At 56.3% G+C, this 18,648-nt stretch carries 14 protein-coding genes; 9 read left to right on the forward strand and 5 right to left on the reverse strand.

All coding sequences use genetic code 11. The annotated features are described in order from the left end of the window. Positions 1 to 149: 149 nt before the first annotated feature. Complete coding sequence (locus tag LC059_RS15255) at positions 150 to 827, forward strand: hypothetical protein (RefSeq protein ID WP_226704729.1); 678 nt, start codon at positions 150 to 152, stop codon at positions 825 to 827. A gap of 148 nt (positions 828 to 975) precedes the next feature. Beyond that, positions 976 to 1,941, forward strand: coding sequence for a lipid A deacylase LpxR family protein (locus LC059_RS15260; protein ID WP_413231571.1), 966 nt, complete (start codon positions 976 to 978; stop codon positions 1,939 to 1,941). 58 nt (positions 1,942 to 1,999) lie between these two features. On the opposite strand, the gene LC059_RS15265 is transcribed toward LC059_RS15260, so the two are convergent. The 4 genes from LC059_RS15265 to LC059_RS15280 all read right to left on the reverse strand — a co-directional run bounded on the left by LC059_RS15265 (position 2,000) and on the right by LC059_RS15280 (position 9,167). Then, positions 2,000 to 5,200 (reverse strand): DEAD/DEAH box helicase, encoded by a 3,201-nt coding sequence (locus LC059_RS15265; RefSeq protein ID WP_226704731.1) that lies wholly within the window; start codon positions 5,198 to 5,200, stop codon positions 2,000 to 2,002. A gap of 102 nt (positions 5,201 to 5,302) precedes the next feature. Beyond that, on the reverse strand, positions 5,303 to 6,358 hold the full coding sequence (locus LC059_RS15270) for a hypothetical protein (protein WP_226704732.1): 1,056 nt from the start codon (positions 6,356 to 6,358) through the stop codon (positions 5,303 to 5,305). Positions 6,359 to 6,778: 420 nt separating this feature from the next. After that, positions 6,779 to 7,855 (reverse strand): hypothetical protein, encoded by a 1,077-nt coding sequence (locus LC059_RS15275; protein ID WP_226704733.1) that lies wholly within the window; start codon positions 7,853 to 7,855, stop codon positions 6,779 to 6,781. A gap of 25 nt (positions 7,856 to 7,880) precedes the next feature. Continuing rightward, positions 7,881 to 9,167 (reverse strand): hypothetical protein, encoded by a 1,287-nt coding sequence (locus LC059_RS15280; protein WP_226704734.1) that lies wholly within the window; start codon positions 9,165 to 9,167, stop codon positions 7,881 to 7,883. A 279-nt stretch (positions 9,168 to 9,446) separates the two neighbouring features. On the opposite strand from LC059_RS15280, the gene LC059_RS15285 reads away from it, so the two are divergent. The 4 genes from LC059_RS15285 to LC059_RS15300 all read left to right on the forward strand — a co-directional run bounded on the left by LC059_RS15285 (position 9,447) and on the right by LC059_RS15300 (position 13,193). After that, positions 9,447 to 10,103: a DUF3298 and DUF4163 domain-containing protein gene (locus LC059_RS15285; RefSeq protein WP_226704735.1), complete on the forward strand. Its 657-nt coding sequence runs from the start codon at positions 9,447 to 9,449 to the stop codon at positions 10,101 to 10,103. A gap of 39 nt (positions 10,104 to 10,142) precedes the next feature. Continuing rightward, positions 10,143 to 11,381 carry an MFS transporter gene (locus LC059_RS15290; RefSeq protein ID WP_226704736.1) on the forward strand — a complete coding sequence of 413 codons (1,239 nt, stop codon included), beginning with the start codon at positions 10,143 to 10,145 and terminating at the stop codon, positions 11,379 to 11,381. A 110-nt stretch (positions 11,382 to 11,491) separates the two neighbouring features. Then, positions 11,492 to 11,875, forward strand: a complete 384-nt coding sequence (locus LC059_RS15295) for a VOC family protein (protein ID WP_226704737.1) — start codon at positions 11,492 to 11,494, stop codon at positions 11,873 to 11,875. Positions 11,876 to 12,032: 157 nt separating this feature from the next. Then, complete coding sequence (locus LC059_RS15300) at positions 12,033 to 13,193, forward strand: hypothetical protein (protein ID WP_226704738.1); 1,161 nt, start codon at positions 12,033 to 12,035, stop codon at positions 13,191 to 13,193. Positions 13,194 to 13,577: 384 nt separating this feature from the next. On the opposite strand, the gene LC059_RS15305 is transcribed toward LC059_RS15300, so the two are convergent. Further along, on the reverse strand, positions 13,578 to 13,958 hold the full coding sequence (locus tag LC059_RS15305) for a hypothetical protein (protein ID WP_226704739.1): 381 nt from the start codon (positions 13,956 to 13,958) through the stop codon (positions 13,578 to 13,580). A 186-nt stretch (positions 13,959 to 14,144) separates the two neighbouring features. Between LC059_RS15305 and LC059_RS15310 the strand changes: the two genes are divergently transcribed. The 3 genes from LC059_RS15310 to LC059_RS15320 are packed head-to-tail and all read left to right on the forward strand — an operon-like array spanning position 14,145 to position 18,356. Beyond that, on the forward strand, positions 14,145 to 15,722 hold the full coding sequence (locus LC059_RS15310; RefSeq protein ID WP_226704740.1) for a type I restriction-modification system subunit M: 1,578 nt from the start codon (positions 14,145 to 14,147) through the stop codon (positions 15,720 to 15,722). After that, complete coding sequence (locus LC059_RS15315) at positions 15,712 to 17,250, forward strand: restriction endonuclease subunit S (RefSeq protein ID WP_226704741.1); 1,539 nt, start codon at positions 15,712 to 15,714, stop codon at positions 17,248 to 17,250. Before LC059_RS15310 ends, LC059_RS15315 begins: the two co-directional genes overlap by 11 nt. Beyond that, a complete protein-coding gene (locus LC059_RS15320) occupies positions 17,250 to 18,356 on the forward strand; it encodes a DUF4268 domain-containing protein (protein ID WP_226704742.1) in 1,107 nt (368 codons plus the stop codon). The genes LC059_RS15315 and LC059_RS15320 overlap by 1 nt, the downstream gene beginning before the upstream one ends. Positions 18,357 to 18,648: the final 292 nt, after the last annotated feature.

The raw sequence follows: 18,648 nt of genomic DNA on the forward strand, positions 1-18,648 counted from the left end.
GTGTCCAGCTTTGCGCTGGCCGGTCAGTCACGCCTGCAGTGTGTTAAATTGCCCAAATCCGCTTGTGCTGGGAGACCAGTACTACGGGCGCCTATATCTGCAACTGACCTGCTAAATGCCTAACGCTGAACGACTATTGCTTAACGACTATGAAGTTACCTTTGATTCTGCGCCGCAGCCTTGCATCCGTGATCATCGGCCTCGCCGTGCTTTTTTCGGCGTGCTCCGGACCGGAAACTCCACAGCAGGTGACCGAGGCGTTTTGGGATGCCGCCATTGACGACGACGCTGTTAGCGCCGCCCGTTATTCGACGCCGACCGGCGCCGAGGGTTTCGACGCTTTTTCCGGAGAGTGGGACGGTTACCAGCCCCAGTGGGGGCGAGTGATCATCGATGGCGATGAGGCCAGCGTGGTGTCCAAACTAGCCAACCGGGAAACAGGGCGCATTCGCTCCTTCACCACCTATCTGGTTCAGCGCGATGGACAATGGCTGGTGGACTACAAGCGCACGGCGATGAGTATCAACGGTGGTGCGTTTGGAGAACTGCTGAACAAATTCGACCTATTCAGCAAAGACCTGTCAAAAGAGTTTGAGCGCTCGGCGGACGAAGCCGGTGTGCAGATGGACCAGATGCTCGAGGAGCTGGAAAGCACCGGCAAAGAAATGAGCGAGCAGGCGTCGGAGGCCCTCGACGTGTTTTCGCAGGAATTGCAGAGAGCACTCGAAGATATGGATGAGTCGCTGCAGCGCAAACTTGAAGAGCGCAAAGCTCAGCCACCGGAAGAGGAAAAGCCGGCACCAGAATCGGCTCCGGTTTTGATCTAGCGCACGGGTCTGTGAAATGACCCTTAATTCATAAATTTACCAGACGTATATCTTCACGCAGGTTTCTGGAGGCTCGCTCGGGCTCTCCTAAAATTTATGGGTGAAATATGCAAAGCGAAATGGAAATTCGTTTCTGTGGCCCACCCGCGTGCTATGGACAAGCACACTCTGGTTGGTCGCATCCTCCGCGCCGGCAGTGGCGGGCTCCTTGAGTTTGCAGCTGGAAAACGATTCCTTTGATGGTGCCAGCGACGCCTACTATACGCAGGGGCTTCAACTCACCTACGCACCGGATGCCCCGGTCAACTGGCCGAAAAATCTTTTACCCTCAAGTTACGATAACCGAGTAATTCAATCTCAGTTTTCGGTCGGCCAGGCAATTTATACTCCCTATGAGGTGGCCCGGTCGGACCTCATTCGTGACGACCGCCCCTATGCAGGTTGGTTATATCTCGGTGGCACTCTCAAATCCCACTATGTTTTGCCCCAGAACGGATGGCTGATTGCCGAGCGGCTGGATGTGCAGGCGGGTATTGTTGGTCCGTCTTCCGGCGCCGAGCAGGCACAACGCACGACGCATCAGGTACTGCGCGCCTACGATGTCTACGGTTGGGATCATCAGCTGAAGGATGAGCCCGGATTTGTGGTGAGCTATGTGCGCAAGTGGGCGCGTATCCACCCTGTTTCGGATAACGGCACCGGCGTGGAATTCTCCGGCACACTTGGCGGCAGTGCAGGCAATGTGTCGACCCAGGCCGCGCTCGGGTTGGGTGTGCGGGTGGGCAAAAATCTCTACACCAGTGCCGGTGTCAGTGCGTTGCAGCCGGCGACGGTTGCGCCGGATTTCGGTGCGACATCTGCAGCGGGCAGCTGGTTTCTATTTTCGGATTGGCAGACTCGGTTTGTCAGCCGGGATATTTTCCTCGACGGTAACAGCAGCAAGCCCAGCCATAGCGTGGAGAAAGAGCCGCGGGTAAACGAGTGGCGCTTTGGTGGCGCTTTTGCGGTTGGGCGCTATCAGCTCAGCGTGTATCACGCGCGCCGATCGCAAGAATTTGTCGGGCAGTACGAGAATGCGACTTTCTCGGGGATTGGGCTCTCGGTTTCTTTCTAATTCTTTCTAAATTTTTCTAACTCTTCCTTATAAAAGTGCGCTGTGCTTGACCGCTGGTCTACTGCAGCAGTGTCAACAGCTCCTCCTTGTCTGTTGGTAATCCGGCAGAGCTGGTTGCGTCAAACAGTGAATCTGCCAGTGCCTGCTTCTGCTGCTGCATCTGGTGAATACGTTCTTCGATTGTCTCCGCCGCCACCAGTTTGTACACGAATATGGGCTTCTCCTGGCCGATGCGGTGGGCGCGGTCGGTAGCCTGATTTTCCACCGCCGGGTTCCACCAGGGGTCCATATGGATGACCACATCGGCGGCGGTGAGATTGAGCCCGGCGCCGCCGGCCTTGAGACTGATCAGGAATACGCGCACATCGCCGCTCTGGAAGCGGTCGATGACCTGCTGGCGCTTGCGCGTCTGGCCGGTGAGTTTCGTGTAGTCGATTCTCTGGTCCTGCAGTTGCGCCTCTACCAGGTTCAGCACTTCGGTGAACTGGGAAAAAATCAGCACACTGCGTCCTTCCTCCAGCATTCGCGGCAGGGTTTCTGCCAGCCAGCTCAGTTTGGCGCTCTCCTGGATGCCTTTCGCCTTGTCGAGCTTGACCAGCCGCGGGTCGATACACGCCTGGCGCAGCTTCAGCAGCGCGTCGAGAAACTCGATATGGCTTTTCGCGATACCCTGGCGGGCGACCAGTTCGCGAATGCGTTTTTCCATACTGATGCGCACGCTTTCATACAGCGCCCGCTGTTTGCGCCCCAGTTCCACATATTGAATGGTTTCGGTCTTTGGTGGCAGTTCCGCAACCACTTGCGACTTGGTGCGTCGTAGCATGAACGGCCGCACCTTGCGTGCAAGCTCCTGTTGCCGATCATGTTCGCCACGGTTTTCGATGGGGGTGCGGTAGGCCTCGTTGAAAGTCTTGCGCCCGCCCAGCAGGCCCGGCAGGGCAAAATCCATCAGTGACCAGAGTTCTCCCAGGTGATTCTCCAGTGGGGTGCCGGACAGGCACAGGCGGGTATCGCTCTTGAGTTTGCGCACGCACTCGGCAATTTTGGTTGCCGGGTTCTTGATAGCCTGGGCCTCGTCCAAGATCACCAGACTAAACGCACGTTCACTGTAGCGCTCCCAGTCGCGCACCAGCAGGGGGTAGGTGGTGAGCACGAGATCGCTGGATTCGATCGCAGCAAAAGCGGCTGCGCGCTCCGGGCCGTGGATGGTGGTCACTGTTAACTGCGGCGTGAATTGCGCTGCCTCGTGCTGCCAGTTACCGGTCAGACTGGTGGGGGTGACGATCAGTGCGGGCTTCTCCAGTTGGCCGCACTCTTTCATGTGCTGGGCCAGCGCCAGTGTCTGTAGCGTTTTGCCCAGACCCATGTCATCCGCGAGAATACCGCCGAAACCGAAGCGCTGCAGGAATGCCAGCCAGTTGAGGCCTTCCTGCTGGTAGGGCCGCAGTGTGGCATTGAGGTGTTTGGGAACGGGAATATTTTCCAGTCCGCTAAAGTCCTGCAGTTGCCGGATCATTTTGCGGGTGGCCGGGGCTTTGCGTTCATCCAGCTCAGCGAGCGCGGCGAACTGCGCCGCCTGGAACGCCGGCAGGCGCACGGTACCGCCGAGTTTCTTCTCCTTCAGCAGGTCCAGTAACAGGCCGCGGATGCTCTGTAGGGGTTTGGTATTCACGCTGACCCACTCCCCATCGAGGCTGATCGTCAGCTCATCCGGTGCATCCTTTTCTAGCCAGTGTTCTACCAGTTCGGCGATGGGGAAAGTGCGGCCGTCGGCGAGTGTCAGATCCAGGCCAAACTCAAACCAGTGGTTGTCGCTGTCCTTGAGCTCGATGGCGATATCCGTGCGCGCAACGTCGAACTGATAACTCGGGTCGGCATTGATGACCCAACCCTGTTGTTCCAGTTCGGGCAGGGTGTCCTTGAGCAGTGCACGCCAGCGCTGTGGAATATCCTGGGGGCCCGACGAGTCCGGTAACCAAATTTCTTCCTGTCCGCCGAGGGTTTCCGGTATCAGGTACAGACCCCGCTGGTAAATATCGTCGCAGCGGCGGCGCTCCTCGCCCGTGTCGCGCTGGATATGATAGTAGGTGCCCTCACGCTCCCGGGTAGCCTCGGGGCCCTCATAATGGCGGCTGTAGGGCGGCGCAAAGGGAAACCCCGCATACGTGAACTGCAGCTTCATGGCGGGGAGTTTGAGGTGCTCCATATCACAGCTCACCAGAGTGATATGCGGCGTAAATGTGGTGACGGTTTCCAGCTTGGGTTCCACCGGCAGTGGCAACTGGGTGGCGGGAATTCTCTGCCGCAGCTCTACCGCCATCAATCCCAGTTCTCGGTCAGAGACTGCGGGCATCTCCAGCAAGTGTTGCAGCTGGCCCACGGGAAGGTTGGTGGTGATGTCGCCGATGGTGGTGTTTTCAGTATCCAGGTAGCACGGGGGTTGTACCGGAATCAGATGCCACTGGCCGCGGTCGGGGACCCCCTCCAGCACGGCGTTGAGTCTGCGCTTATCGCTTCCTTCGGTTTGCCACTGCCAGCTGAGGCGTTTGCCCGTGGCGCGTTGCAGCGCAGAATCCTCAAAATAGAAGCGGCCGCTGTCGAGGAGTAGCGTCAGCGCGCGTCGTCCCTGTTCACCGATCAGGCCCAGGCGGCCGGATGCATTGGTGCGTGGTAACAGCTGCAGGATGGTGGCATCTTCATCCAGCAGGTAACTGGGTCGGTTCCAGCCGAAGGTGGCGCTATCCGGCGCGAAGTGCTTGAGCTGGCTCCAGCTGCCGTCTTTTTTCAGGTAGGCCTTTTTCGTGGCGAGGCGCAGACGCCGCTGATCGTCCAGTTCAAGAATATACAGCAGGTAAAGTTTGCCGTGCTCCAGTGGCGCCGGCTCCATGCCGGGTGCCGGCGGCAGTTCGGCCAGCCAGCGCTGCCAGGCAGATTCTGGCGGTTGCGTGGCGGGGGAATCCGCAGGGTGCGGCTCAGCGGGCTCGGCCTCCTCGTGCAGTAGGGCCAGTGCCGTTGCCACCGCGTGCTTGCAGTTCAGCCCCACCGGGCAGGAACAGAGCCCCACCAGTCTGCCGCGCTCCACGTCCAGCTCTACCCGGTAGATATACCGTGCCGAACCTTTCACCCGCCCGTGATAGGTGGCCGTTTCCTCGTCGTAATACGCCTCCATCACCCGCCCGCGGGCAAAGTAGTCCTCACCGCGGACAAAACTGTGCTCATCGGCCATTCGGTGAACGCTGTTGAGGGTAAAGGTGATCAAAACGGCTCCCGCGCAGGTATTTTCAGGTGCAGCTTGGTTGCGAACCTTACACTTTAGCACGGGAGGGCGACGCAGCAGAGGGGCGCGAGGCCCGGGGTAGGGCTACTTGTTTTCAGCGAGCTTCAGGTTGGGTCGGCCTTCATGTGATGAAGGTGCGAGATCGGCTTGCTCAAAGGCTGGGCCTATGGCGAGACAGCCGGGCAGGGGGCGAGGCTGGATTCGCTGGTCTATAAACGCGGCCACCTCTTCTTTTGGGGCGCGGTGATCGGCGTCTTTAGGTTTGGATTTGTTCCGATAGCCTTTAGCGCTCCACATATACAGGGTGTGTTTAGCCTGATCCACAAGCTGTTCATTGCAGTGATAGAGAGGGAAATCTTGCGCTAGGGTATCCACGATCTGTTGTTCATTTTTCGCCGAGGGTGAAAGGTCTACCACCATGGTGTTCATGATGTTTTCCATTAGTTCGCGATAGTTGTCTATTGGGGAGCGTTGCTCACGAAATGGATTGCCTGCGTTATGCAGCCAGCGGTTCACATGGAAGTGCGCCATTATGTAGCGCTGGTGGCTTATGGGTGTCAGCCAGTAAAACTCTGTTGGGCCATCCCAGAGGGGCTGAGTCTCAAAATAAAGCCACTCGCGGCCGTTTCTGTCTAGCCACTGGCAGTTGATGGGGGACAAATGGTTGGGCCAGCGGTACCGGGTTAGATCAAAAGGGTCCCGGTCTTCTGAGTGTCCGTCATGGTGTTGGCCGAGGTCCGTTACATCGTGCAAACGTTTGGCCAGCTCAATCATTTCCGATCGCTGAAAAAGGCTGTGGTTTACAGGAAAATCACGCAGCTCTTGTACGCATAGGGCCATTATCAGGTGTCCCAGCGTCTCTCCGTCAAGGATTGGACGGCCGGTATAATTCCACCCACTGCGCCAGATAAGGGCATCATATATCTGCTTTTCTGAATCGAAATCACCGAATAGCGAATAGATACTGGGATCGTTCAGATCGAAGCTGTTGGGCTGCGATTCTGCTTCGAATCCACAGGGAATCGGCTGGCGTAGGGGCGGTGCCATAAAATTTACCCGTGTACCTGACAGGTCTTTCTCCACTTTGCGTAGTCGTCGCCAGCCGGGACCCTTGGGGTTTTGTTCACTGCTAAATAACATGTGATCTTCCTTATCGGCCGGGTTTACGCAGGCGGTTTAGCCAATTGCCCAGCTGCTGACCTGGATTTTTGTAATACTTATCTCGGGCACCGGGTAGGGAAGCTATGAGTATACCTGCGCCCAGTAGCGCTAGACTTCCGGGGATGCCTGCCGCGGATATCAGTGCAGAGGCCACTCCTGAGACGGCTAACCCCTTGGTGCCCGCTTGCCAGGCCAGGTCGCCACCCTTTCCTAATGCTTCATCTGAAGACGTTCTGTTGCGAAGCTCATTCACGAGACACAGTAAAGGTGCAGCGCCAAAGTGCATACCGCCAGTGATCTGAGCCGGACCTGGGGCGGTGTCATGCCAACTATTATCGTTAGTATCCATGTTGAGACGGGAGGGCGACGCAGCAGAGATTCGCGAGGCCCGGGGTAGGGCTACTTGTTTTGAGCTAGCTTCAGGTTGGCTCTGTCTTTATGTGATGACGGTGTGGGATCGGCTTGCTCAAAGGCTGGGCCTATGGCGAGACAGCCGGGCAGGGGACGAGGCTGGATGCGCTGGTCTATAAACGCGGCCACCTCTTCTTTGGGGGCGCGGTGATCGGCGTCTTCGGGTTTAAGTTTGTCCCGGTAGCAGATATCACTGCGCATATACATCACGTGCTTGGCTTCTTCCACCTGCGCGGCGGTGCAGTGAAAAAGTGGGTATTGAGCTTCAGGGTTTTCTACCGAACGTTGTTGCTGTCTCGCTGTTTCGGATAGTTCCACGATGATGGTGGACATGATTTTTTCCATCAGGTCCCGGTAATTTTCTATAGGAGAGCGTTCTCTGCGGTAGGAGTTGCCTGCATTCGACAGGTGGCGTGAGACGGAATAGGTTGCTCGCAGACAGCGGCGGTGGCCGATGGGACATAGCCAGTAAAAGTCATCGGTACTTTCGCGTAGAGGTTGTACTTCAAAGTAAAGCCAGTCTTGGCCATTGAGTACTAGCCACTGGTTATTCAATGGGGCTAAATAATTGGACCACCGTGGGGGTGAGAGATCGTAAACATTGCGCTCGTGTGGTTCACCAAAGCCGTGGTGAAAGTTACCCAGCCAGCCCTCGCTAAAATAACCTTTTGCGTAGCGAATTAAATCTTCTCGCCGAAACAAGCTGCAATTTATCGGCAGCTCGTCGATCTCTTCCAGTACCAGTTCGACTTGCAAATCTCCGATACTGGCCCCGTCCAGTAGTGGACGGCCGGTAAAGTTCCAACCACTGCTCCAGATGGTTGTGCGGCGATCTGAACGCTCGCTGCCGGACGGCTTCGGGCTGCGGTAGTCAATAGCCTCAAGTGTGTCTGGCGAGTCCAGATCAAAGGAATCCGGCTCATCGTCGAACGCAAAAGGCATGTATGCATTGGATTGTAAGGGTGGAGCATGCAGAGCTATGCGGGTGCCTGACAGGTTCTTGATGACAGGCCGCGCCTTGTGCCAGTTCGGCCCTTTGGGGTTTTGTTCGCTACCAAACCACATAGAGATATCCGGTTTTCGAAGAGAGTTAGCTTTTGTGGCGATTGTTGATCAGGTTTTGTAGCTGATCGCCGGTGCTCTTGAAGTAGTAACTTCTCGCGCCAGGCAGCGATGAAATTAGGGTTGGAGCCAGGTTGTGCAGGGACTTTACCACCGCCACGGCCAGTGAAGCGGAGCCGCCGGTAGATGCCGCAAGACCACCGGCAACACCGGCGGCACCCCATTTCTTAAATAAATACTCGCCAGTCTGGTACGTTAGATTTACCGACTTGCCTAGCCGCTCCTCCTTTGGTGTGTGGCGTAGCAACTCGTGTCCCGCGCTCAGCAGCGGTGCCAGGCCGAATTGCTCGCCGCCGACGGTTTGGGTTAGTCCCGGGGCGGCGTTGTGCCATTTGTCATCCTCGAGATTCATATTCAATTCGCGGCGCGCGCGATCAGCGCTGAATCGACTGCGGGTGTGGTCACTGAGAAAGATCTTCTGCCGCTGCTGTAAATTTATTTGCTTTCTCTGTAAGTGCTGCATAGCTTCGATCAGAACCCAGGCCCCCTCGCCCTGACTGGTCCACTCGACATGTAGACTTTGATCATGTGCTTCAAGCATGTGTTGCGCCAGAATTCGCGCCGCCTGACGCTGTTGTTCCGACCCCTGATTACCGAGGGACTTGAGAGTGCGCCAGCCCGCCGCCCACGCGCTGCTCTCTGGGGGGACGTACAGTAACTGAAATCCAGATTCTCGCAATGCTCTGCGCTTTGCTTTATCTCCGTGACTAATATGACTTGTCATCAGCGTTAGAACGTCATTTGTCGCGCCTAATTGCCCATTCACACCTATTTTCATTGGAGTCTTCGCGCTACCTGGCAATTTTCTTGTTGGGGTTAGCCGCGAACTGGGTTTCGGCGGGAAATCAAGCGCTCCTCTTTCATTCTTTTCTATCCGCCATAGGGCCGGTCGCCTGAAGTTTTCTGCTTCCCTCGTCACCAACCGAATATCCACAATCTCCACATCCGTCTGACAATCGCCATAGTAACTGTTCAGCTCATACTCAATCTCAAACGCGCCCGCTACCAGCAATCGCCGAGTAGGATTATTGGGTTTGAGCATGCTATTGACCGGGCTGGCATCGCCGCGCAGGCTATTTACTGCCTTTACAAGTGCTTGCGCGTGATAGCCTTCACTACACTGTTGCTGGCTGAGTTGGGTGAAGTTGTCCAGAATCTGGCGATGAGAGCCCTTGGCGAAAATTGCACGGCCCTGGCCGCTGGTGCCCCAAGCCTTTAGGGCGTTGGATGGCTGGGGTAGGTGCATATTGCCCATGCGTGAAATCCTTTCCTTTGAGTCGTTCAGTCCATTGAGCGCAGGCTAGATTAACAAGCGTCTTATGACGGGGCAATTTAACTTGGGGTACGATGGTACCCATTTCCCGATCGTTTATTGGTCTCAGGTATTTCGCATCTGCACGGAGAATTTTTCATGCGATCTTTGTCACAGAGGCGGCACGCTTTCACTACTTTTGCCATTGGCCTTACTGTCGCGCTCGGGTTAACAGGTTGCGAAAATGAGGCAAGCCGCAAACCCGCTGCGTTGGAATCAAAGGTGGAAACGCTGGAAATGCTCGCGCCCGACTGCACTTCTCCCGAAGAATGTACATCGGTAACCATTCGCCGCGAGGTTTTTGTCGATCGCCCCGCGCTGAACGACGCAATATACGCGCAGTTGTTGCAGCAGTTGCAGGGCAGTGGAGATTCCGAAGAGGCGGCGGCCGACTCTCTGGATAAAGTTGCACAGCAGTTTATCGACGACGCCGGCGCCGTTAGCGAAATCTCAGCCGCGCGCTGGGAGCTGAATGGTGACGCCAAGCAACTGGCGCGGCGCGGGGATCTGCTCACTATTGTGGTCAATAGTTACCTGTACACCGGTGGCGCCCACGGCATGCCGGTCAGCCACTGGCTGAACTGGGATCTTGCGAAGGAGCAGCCAGTTGCACTGACCGATGTGCTGGCACCGGGACAGGCGCAGGCTTTCTGGAAGCTCGCGGAAGCTTCGCACCAACAGTGGCTGGACTCACAGGGTGTCGACGGCGAGTTTCGTAAGAACTGGCCGTTCACGCACAGTGATGACTTCCGGCTGACGGATCAAGGCATAGAGCTGCTTTACGGCGTGTATACTCTCGGGCCTTATTCTATGGGCGAAGTGACCCTGACCATCCCGCGTGACCGCCTCAGCACTTTGGTGCGTGAAAAATATCGCTAAAGACGACCGCTAGAGAGCGTCATTAAAGAGTACCGCTAAATGGATTCCGCAAGTTCCCCGGCAGCTGACGCCGCTGTACTGCCCAGTGAAAAAGTACAGCGCAGCAATATCTGGCGGCTCGCCATTGCCCAGGCACTTGCAGGTGCCAACTCGGTGGTGGTCTATGCCACTGGTGCGATTGTCGGCAATGCGCTGGCCCCCTCGCCAGTACTGGCGACGCTACCGCTGACCATTTTCGTGGTGGGTATGGCGCTGTGCACTCTGCCCGCCGGCGCGATCGCTGGCCGCTATGGCCGCCGCGTGGCTTTTCTCGGTGGCGCCGCGGCGGGCATCATCGCCGGATTGATTGCAGTGGCTGCCGTTTATCTCGGGGGAGTCAGCGGATTCTGGCTATTCTGCCTGTCCGCTTTCTTTGGTGGCGCCTACGCAGCGGTAGTGTTGTCTTTCCGCTTTGCGGCGGCAGATGCCGTGGCGCCGGCGCGCAAGGCGCAGGCGCTGTCACTGGTCATGGCCGGTGGGGTGGCGGCGGGCGTAGTCGGTCCGCAACTGGTGACCGCGACCATGCACCTGTTGCCAGAGCCGATGTTCGTTGCCACCTTTTATGCGCAGGCCGCTGTGGCTGCCCTCTCTGCCGCGATCCTCCTGGGTGTTCGTCTGCCAAAGCCCAGTGCCTACGCGCAAAGCGGGGGGCGGCCACTGAAGGTCATACTGCGGCAACCGCGCTTTGTTGCCGCTGCCACCTGTGGCGCCATCTCCTACACGCTGATGAATTTCCTGATGACCGCAGCGCCATTGGCCATGCACACCCATGGGCATTCCACCGAGTCGTCCAATCTCGGCCTGCAGTGGCATGTGATTGCCATGTTCGGCCCCAGCTTTTTCACCGGCAAATTGATCGCGCGCTTCAGCGCCGAGCGGGTGATGATGGTGGGTTTGCTGCTAATCGGGATTTCCGCGGCAGTCGGACTCGGCGGTATGGATGTGGCCCATTTCTGGTGGACGCTTATTCTTTTGGGCGTCGGGTGGAACTTCGGATTTCTCGGCGCCTCGGCGTTGGTGCTGGAGTGTCATACAGAGGTAGAGAAAACGCGGGTGCAGTCCGTCAATGACTTCATTGTGTTTGGCTTGATGGCACTCGGTTCTTTTGCTTCGGGCGGTATCCTGAGCGCATTCGGCTGGAACACCGTGCTATGGGTTTCATTTTTGCCGCTGGCGATCACCGTCGTGGCGTTAGCGGTATTGCAGTTCAGAGCGAAGCCGGCACGCACTGCGGCTTGATCGGTGGCGAGTATTTGTGCACCATCGAGTGTGTTTTATTACCGCCATTTTTCCTCTATGCTCGGCGTCGATTCAAACCCTAAACCTGTTCCGATAAACAAGGAAATTCGATGTTCAGTCACGTTATGCTCGGCGCCAACGATATTGAGGAATCCAAGAATTTCTACGATGCGATCCTTGGCGTGCTGGGCTATAAGCCCGGTGTTATCGACCCGAAAGGGCGCTGCTTTTATTTCACCGATACCGGTGTTTTTGCACTGACCAAACCGATCGATGGTGAAGCGGCAAGCTGCGGCAATGGCAGCACCATCGGCTTCACCGTGCAGAGCGAGGAGCAGGGCGACGCCTGGCACGCAGCTGGCATCGCCAATGGCGGCGTTGCCTGTGAGGATCCGCCCGGGGTCCGCGAGGGCGGCGACATGAAGTTGTACCTGGCTTACCTGCGCGATCCTTCCGGTAACAAAATCTGCGCACTGCGCCGACTGGAAGCCTGATCGCGCCGCTTTCGGCCCGTCACCTGCAAGCCCCAAAAGCCCGGCCTGTGCCGGGCTTTTTTTGTACTGCCTCTAACGCCCGCCGTAGCGCCGTGCAATGCTTCCTGTCCCCGCTATGCTCTAGGCTGAGAGATTGCCGGTCCAACCAGGGGAGTCGATGCAGCGCAAACCCGCCATACACCACCGCGGCAACCCGCGCGCGCTTGTGCGGGCAACCTGTACGCCGCTGGCATCCATCTTCGGCAGCGGCTTCCTGGTCATTGTGCCGATCCTTGCTGGCGCTGTGGGTACTTACGCGGTGCTGGCGATGGCACTGGTGTGCGGGCTGGCCTTCTGCGTCGGAGCCGTTATCCGCTTCAATATACGCTTTGCCGAACCTGTGCTGGAGAAGGACCCGCCGGAGTCCACGCTCACATTTGAACGGAGTTCTGACCTTGCGCTGGTGCTGGCCTATGTCATCTCGGTAGCCCTGTACCTGCATATCCTGTCGGCGTTTGTGCTCGGTAGCCTGCACCTGGATACCCCATTCAATGAAGATCTGCTGACCACCATCGTCATCGTATTTATCGTTATTATTGGCATAACCCGGGGGCTGAATGGCCTTGCGGCGATGGAAGGGCTGGCACTGGCTGTGACCCTGCTGATCATCGTGCTATTGATCGGCGGCTTTGCACTTTATGACCTGCATACCTGGCAGTCTCCTGCGGGGCTGCAGTTTTTCAAGGCCAACCCCCACAGTCTGTGGGAAATCCTGACCATTGTCGCCGGTACCCTGATCGTGGTGCAGGGTTTCGAAACCACCCGTTACCTGGGCGACTCATTTGATGCCGGAACCCGCATCCGTGCCTCGCGGCTGTCGCAACTGATCTCGAGTGGGGTATACCTGATATTTATCGGTGTAGCGCTACCACTGGTGCATACCCTGAACGGCAACTATGGCGACAACAGCCTGATCCACCTCGCCGCTGCGGCATCTGCTCTGCTGGTGGTACCGCTGGTAATCGCCGCAGCCATGAGCCAGTTCTCTGCTGCGGTGGCCGACACCCTCGCCGCCACCGGTAACCTGGAGGAGGTGACACATCACCAGCTGAAACCCCGTTTTGCCACTGTGCTGGTGGGCGGCGGCGCCATCGGGCTTACCTGGACCGCGGACACATTACAGATTGTCGCGCTCGCGTCCCGCGCTTTTGCTTTCTACTATCTGTTGCAATGCCTGGTCGCAACCAGTGTCAGCCGTTCAGTCCGTCAGCGGTGTTTCTTCGGTTCGATTGCTGCCGCGCTCGGATTTATCACTGTATTTGCGGTGCCTGCGGCCTGAATTCAGATACTTCCCGGAACGTCAATTCGCATGGAATTACACTGAAAAGATTTCTTTTGCTGTTTCTGCTTTCGTAGGGTGCCGCTCCAGTAAATTTTGCTCTATCACCCTGGGGCAGTAATAGAGCGGCGAAGATGGGGGTGATCGTGAAAATGGAATTGAACGGGCGCAAGCCGGAATAGATGGGAAAAATGGTGGGCCCTCCGTCAATTGAAGATGATTGTTAAGCTGTTGATTGTTATGGTTTTTTATGGGTTGTTGTATCTGTCATACCCCCAGATGTACCCCCGTTGATAAGCCTTAGGTGGTATTATCCCCGGCAAGCGCGCCCTTATAAAAGCAGACCTCTAAGCCGGCGAATCATTGAGTCATCTCGTGCGGGGTTTACTCTACGCTCTCCTTCAACGCCTTTCGAAAAGCTTGCTCCACCGCCCAGCCCCATTCGCCGACAAAACTGAGTACGAACGGTCCCAGCTCATCAGCTGTCATTATCGTTCCTGCTTGGCAGGCGTCTGCGATTTCATCGATATTCAGTTCAACCGTGGAATAGGCGTTTCCGGACAGTAGATCGTACCAGTCGAAACTGTAGCCGCCGAACAAAAAATGGTCTCGTATATTTTCTACCTCTGCGCTTGGCAAGAACTCATCCGGATCCTCAAGTAGGTAATCCCCTAGTGCATTGACTATTGTTTGGTCGGCCGCCATACCAGCTGCAGTCAACCACTCTGAAATACCCAGGTCGGCAGTGACTAATGTAGTGGTCATATTTCCCTTATGTTTAATTGCCCCATCCACGGTTTCCGCATTTAGCCAGACGAAAGGCGATAAGTGAACACGTAGTGTCACTTAGGTTGGCGTGACGTATTTCTCCTTTTTCTACGTGGGAAGCACCGGTACACTCGATTACATTTGCGAACATTATTGCTGGTAGAAGTAGGAAAATTATTCGAAATGGACAAAAAGAAAGCGGCGAAACAGACCAGTAGCCTGGCCAACATCGAAAAGACCCTCTGGGCCGCCGCCGACAAGCTGCGTTCCAATATGGATGCCGCGGAATACAAGCATGTGGTACTGGGCCTGATCTTCCTCAAGTACATCTCTGACAGCTTCGATGAGTTCCGCAGCCAGCTCACCGCCCGCATTCAGGACCCGGAGGACGAACTGTACTGGGAGGATGCCACCGATGAGGATATCGCCGGTGAACTGGAGGACCGCGACCACTACCTGGCCGCCAATATCTTCTGGGTACCGGCAGAGGCCCGCTGGGGCAGTATCCAGGCCAAGGCGCGGGAAGCGGATATCGGCCGCACCATCGACAACGCCATGGCGGCGATCGAGAAGGAGAACCCGCGCCTCAAGGGTATCCTCAACCGCGAGTACGGCCGCGAGCGCATGAAACAGGTGCGCCTGGGGGAGCTGATTGACCTGATCGCCACCATCGGTTTCAACGACACCGAGCACCGTGCCAAGGATGTTCTCGGCCACGTGTATGAATACTTCCTCGGTCAGTTCGCCAGTGCAGAGGGCAAGAAAGGCGGCCAGTTCTATACGCCCAAGTCCATCGTCAGCTTGATTGTTGAGATGCTGGAGCCCTACAAGGGGCGCGTGTATGACCCAGCCATGGGGTCCGGTGGCTTCTTCGTTTCTTCGGAGAAATTCATTGAGTCCCACGGCGGCAAGCTGGGTGATATCTCCATCTACGGTCAGGAGTCCAATCCCACCACCTGGCGGTTGGCGGCGATGAACATGGCGATCCGTGGTATGGACTTCAATTTCGGCAAGGAACCGGCGGACAGCTTCCACAACGACCAGCACCCGGACCTCAAGGCCGACTACGTGATGGCCAACCCGCCGTTCAATATCTCCGACTGGGGTGGTGATGCACTGGAGGCTGACAAGCGCTGGCAGTTCGGTACCCCGCCGGCGGGTAACGCCAACTTCGCCTGGGTCCAGCACATGCTGCACCACCTGGCGCCGAATGGCCGTGCAGGTATTGTATTGGCCAATGGCTCCATGAGTTCCAACACTAACAACGAGGGCGCCATCCGCAAGGCGCTGGTGGAGGCGGACCTGGTGGAGTGTATGGTGGCTCTCCCAGGGCAGCTGTTCACCAATACTCAGATCCCCGCATGTATCTGGTTTCTGGCTCGCAACAAGCCGCGCCAGGGAGAGATTCTTTTTATCGATGCCCGAATCAAGGGCGAGATGGCCAGCCGAGTGCTGAAGGAATTTTCCAGCGAGGACATCACTGCAATCGTCGACGTCTACCATCAGTGGCGAAACGGCGACGCGAAATATCATGACGAGCCAGGCTTCGTAAAGAGCGCGGCGTTGGAAGAAATCCGCGGTCACGAGCATGTACTGACGCCGGGGCGCTACGTGGGTGCTGCGGATGAAGACGATGACGGGGTGCCTTTTGCCGCGAAGATCGCTGGGCTAACTGGGCAGTTAACCACTCAGTTTAAGAGGGGGCATGAATTAGAGTCAGCGATAAAGGCCCAGCTAGGAGGGCTAGGCTTTGAATTTTGATACAGTAAAACTCGAAAGTGCGAACATAAAGCTCGTTGACGGAGATCGTGGCAAAAATTATCCAAAGCAGAAAGATTTTAAGCCTGAAGGACATTGCCTATTTCTGTCGGCGAAGAATGTGACAAGGTCTGGGTTCGAATTTTCCGAGAAAATTTTCATTAACGAAGAGCGGGATAATTTACTGAGGGCTGGCAAGCTCCAGCGCGGTGACATTGTGGTCACGACGCGCGGCACAATCGGTAACGTTGCGCTTTTTGATGATGCCGTGGATTTTGAACACGTTCGTATTAACTCAGGGATGATAATTGTCCGCGCGAATCCAAATGAGTGGGATTCGAAGTTTTTATATTTTTTGTTCACCTCTAGCTATATACAAAATCAGATTGCTAGCCTGACATCTGGCTCTGCTGTTCCGCAGCTTCCCGCTAGAGACATTAAGAAGTTCGATATACCTAAAATTTCGATCGAAGCACAGAGGGCGATTGCCGGAATAGCTGGAAGCATTGTTGAGAAAGAGATACTAAATCGGCAAATAAACCAAACCCTCGAGCAGATAGCCCATACATTATTCAAAAGCTGGTTCGTGGACTTCGACCCGGTGCGCGCGAAGGTAGCGGTACGCGAGTACTTCGAGCAGTGCGCCGTCGAGCAGGGCACATCGCTGCCGACATCGGCGGACATGGAGGAGTCCCAGAACATCGCCGCAGCCGCAACCATCGCTGGCCTCAGCTTCGACCCCTCCGATATCGACGGCACCCGGGCAATGTTGGAAGTTAAGCTTGCAGAGATGGAGGGGGAGCAGCGAGCAGAGCTTCGATCGCTTGCTGCGGAGTTTCCTGCCAGCTTTGATGAGGATGAATATGGCGTAATTCCGTCGGGCTGGAGCTTTCGGCCTTTTGGCGACCTCCTCCAGAGTCAGATCGGTGGTGATTGGGGCAAGGAAGAAGCGGATGAGAAACACACGGAATCGGTGAGGATCATCCGTGGGACCGACATTCCAAAGATCCTCAATGGAGAAGTTGAGTCTGTTCCAGGTAGAGTGGTGGAAAAGAAAAAGTTAGCGAAGCGAGCTTTGGAAGACGGAGATATCGCTATAGAGGTTTCAGGTGGTAGCAAGGATCAGTCCACAGGTAGATCTTTATATATTACTGCGGATTTACTTCGCCGGTTCGATTCCCCTGTAGAACCTGCAAGTTTTTGTAGACTTTTCCGTCCTAAGAGCAAAGAACTGGGTGCCTATCTCGCCGTACATTTAAGCTGTATTTATGACGCCGGTAAAATGTGGTCATACCAGAATCAGAGCACTGGAATTAGCAATTTCCAGACTAAGTATTTTCTGGAGACGGAACCGGTTGTAATACCTGCAGAGGGTGTTCTTGGGTCGTTTTCGCAGATTGCAAAAAATGTATATGCGAAAAAGTTTTCTCCAGAGAATTCATGCTTGGCTAAGTTGCGGGAGGCGTTGCTTCCTAAGTTGGTGTCGGGTGAGATCCAGCTCAACTCCGAATTCGTCGCCGAGGCTAGCTAATGTATCAGATCGACAAGGGCGCCAACCGTATCCTCCCCCTGCAGGAAAAAAGGTTCTCTGAGCTTGGTTTTCGCGAGCGCGAGCACCTGCAGGAGTGGCTGGCAGCCAATCCGGAGGTGCTGGGCGAGGAGCTAATGATTATCCAAAAGGAGTTCGACGGCTTCGATGAGACCCGCGAGCGCCTGGATCTGCTGGCGCTAGATAAGCAGGGCCATCTAGTTATCATCGAGAACAAGCTGGACGATTCCGGTCGCGACGTCGTGTGGCAGGCGCTCAAGTATGCTTCCTATTGCGCGGGTTTGACCAAGAGCCAGATCGTTGCCATCTATCAGCAGTACCTGGACAAGTACGAAGGTGGTAGTAGCGCCCAGCAGCGCCTCAGCGAGTTCTTCGACGATGCCGAGTTCGACGAGCTGACCCTCAACCCCGGTTCCGACCAGCGCATCCTCTTTGTCGCCGCCAACTTTCGCCGCGAAGTCACCTCCACCGCGCTATGGCTGATGGAGCATCGCATTCGTATCCAGTGCATCAAGGCCGTGCCTTATGCCTTGGGGGATCAGCTGTTCCTCAACTTGGAGCAGATTATCCCGGTGAAGGAGGCGGAAGAGTACCAGATCAGTGTCAATGAAAAGGCCGATGCCGAGCGACAGGAACGGCGTGGAATCCCCAACCGCCAACGGGTACGCAAGCAGTTCTGGTCCCAGCTGTTTCCTCTTCTGGAGGAGTCGGGTATCGACCTGTTTGCCAATGTGGCGCCGAGTATTTACCCGGTACGCAAGGTGGATGTGCCCGGCGAAGGGGTGCGCATCGCCTTGCAGTTTACCCAGTCAGAAGTGCGGGTGAAGCTGATCTTCCACCGTAAGAAAGGGCTGCTGAACTACCAGCAGTTCGACCGCGATGCCTTTCTCGCTGCGATGCCGATGGAGCTACGGGAGGAGCCGACTCCGGGCAAGGCACAGCGGTTGGTGGCGGGCTATCGTGTAGCTGCCTTTGATGAAGACAACTGGCCGGCCATCAATGAGTGGCTGGTGGAAACCTTGCAGCAGTTTGTGGACGCTGCCGGGCCGGAATTGCGAAAAATTGGGATTGAATTCACGTCGGGATAAAGGCTCTACGACCTCGACAGGAAAAAAGACAATAAAAAATGGGGGAAATGGAGAATGGAATCTGCTGTGCAAACGGGGTGGGTACAACCGCCCAAGCAGATCGGCGGGCTTGACCACCTGGGGGCACAAGCACCCTGCATAAAGATTTACAGTCAATTGTTGCCCGGGATCACTAATGTCACCGACAGAGCCCGGTACTACAGCTTTTACCCCTGGTTATTCACGGAGTTCGATCGCAACGGCTGGCGTGCTGAGTCGGAGTGGGCGCCCCGGCTGCGGCGAGCGGAATGTC

Source organism: Microbulbifer elongatus (assembly GCF_020524885.1).
In the GTDB taxonomy this organism is placed as follows: domain Bacteria; phylum Pseudomonadota; class Gammaproteobacteria; order Pseudomonadales; family Cellvibrionaceae; genus Microbulbifer; species Microbulbifer elongatus_A.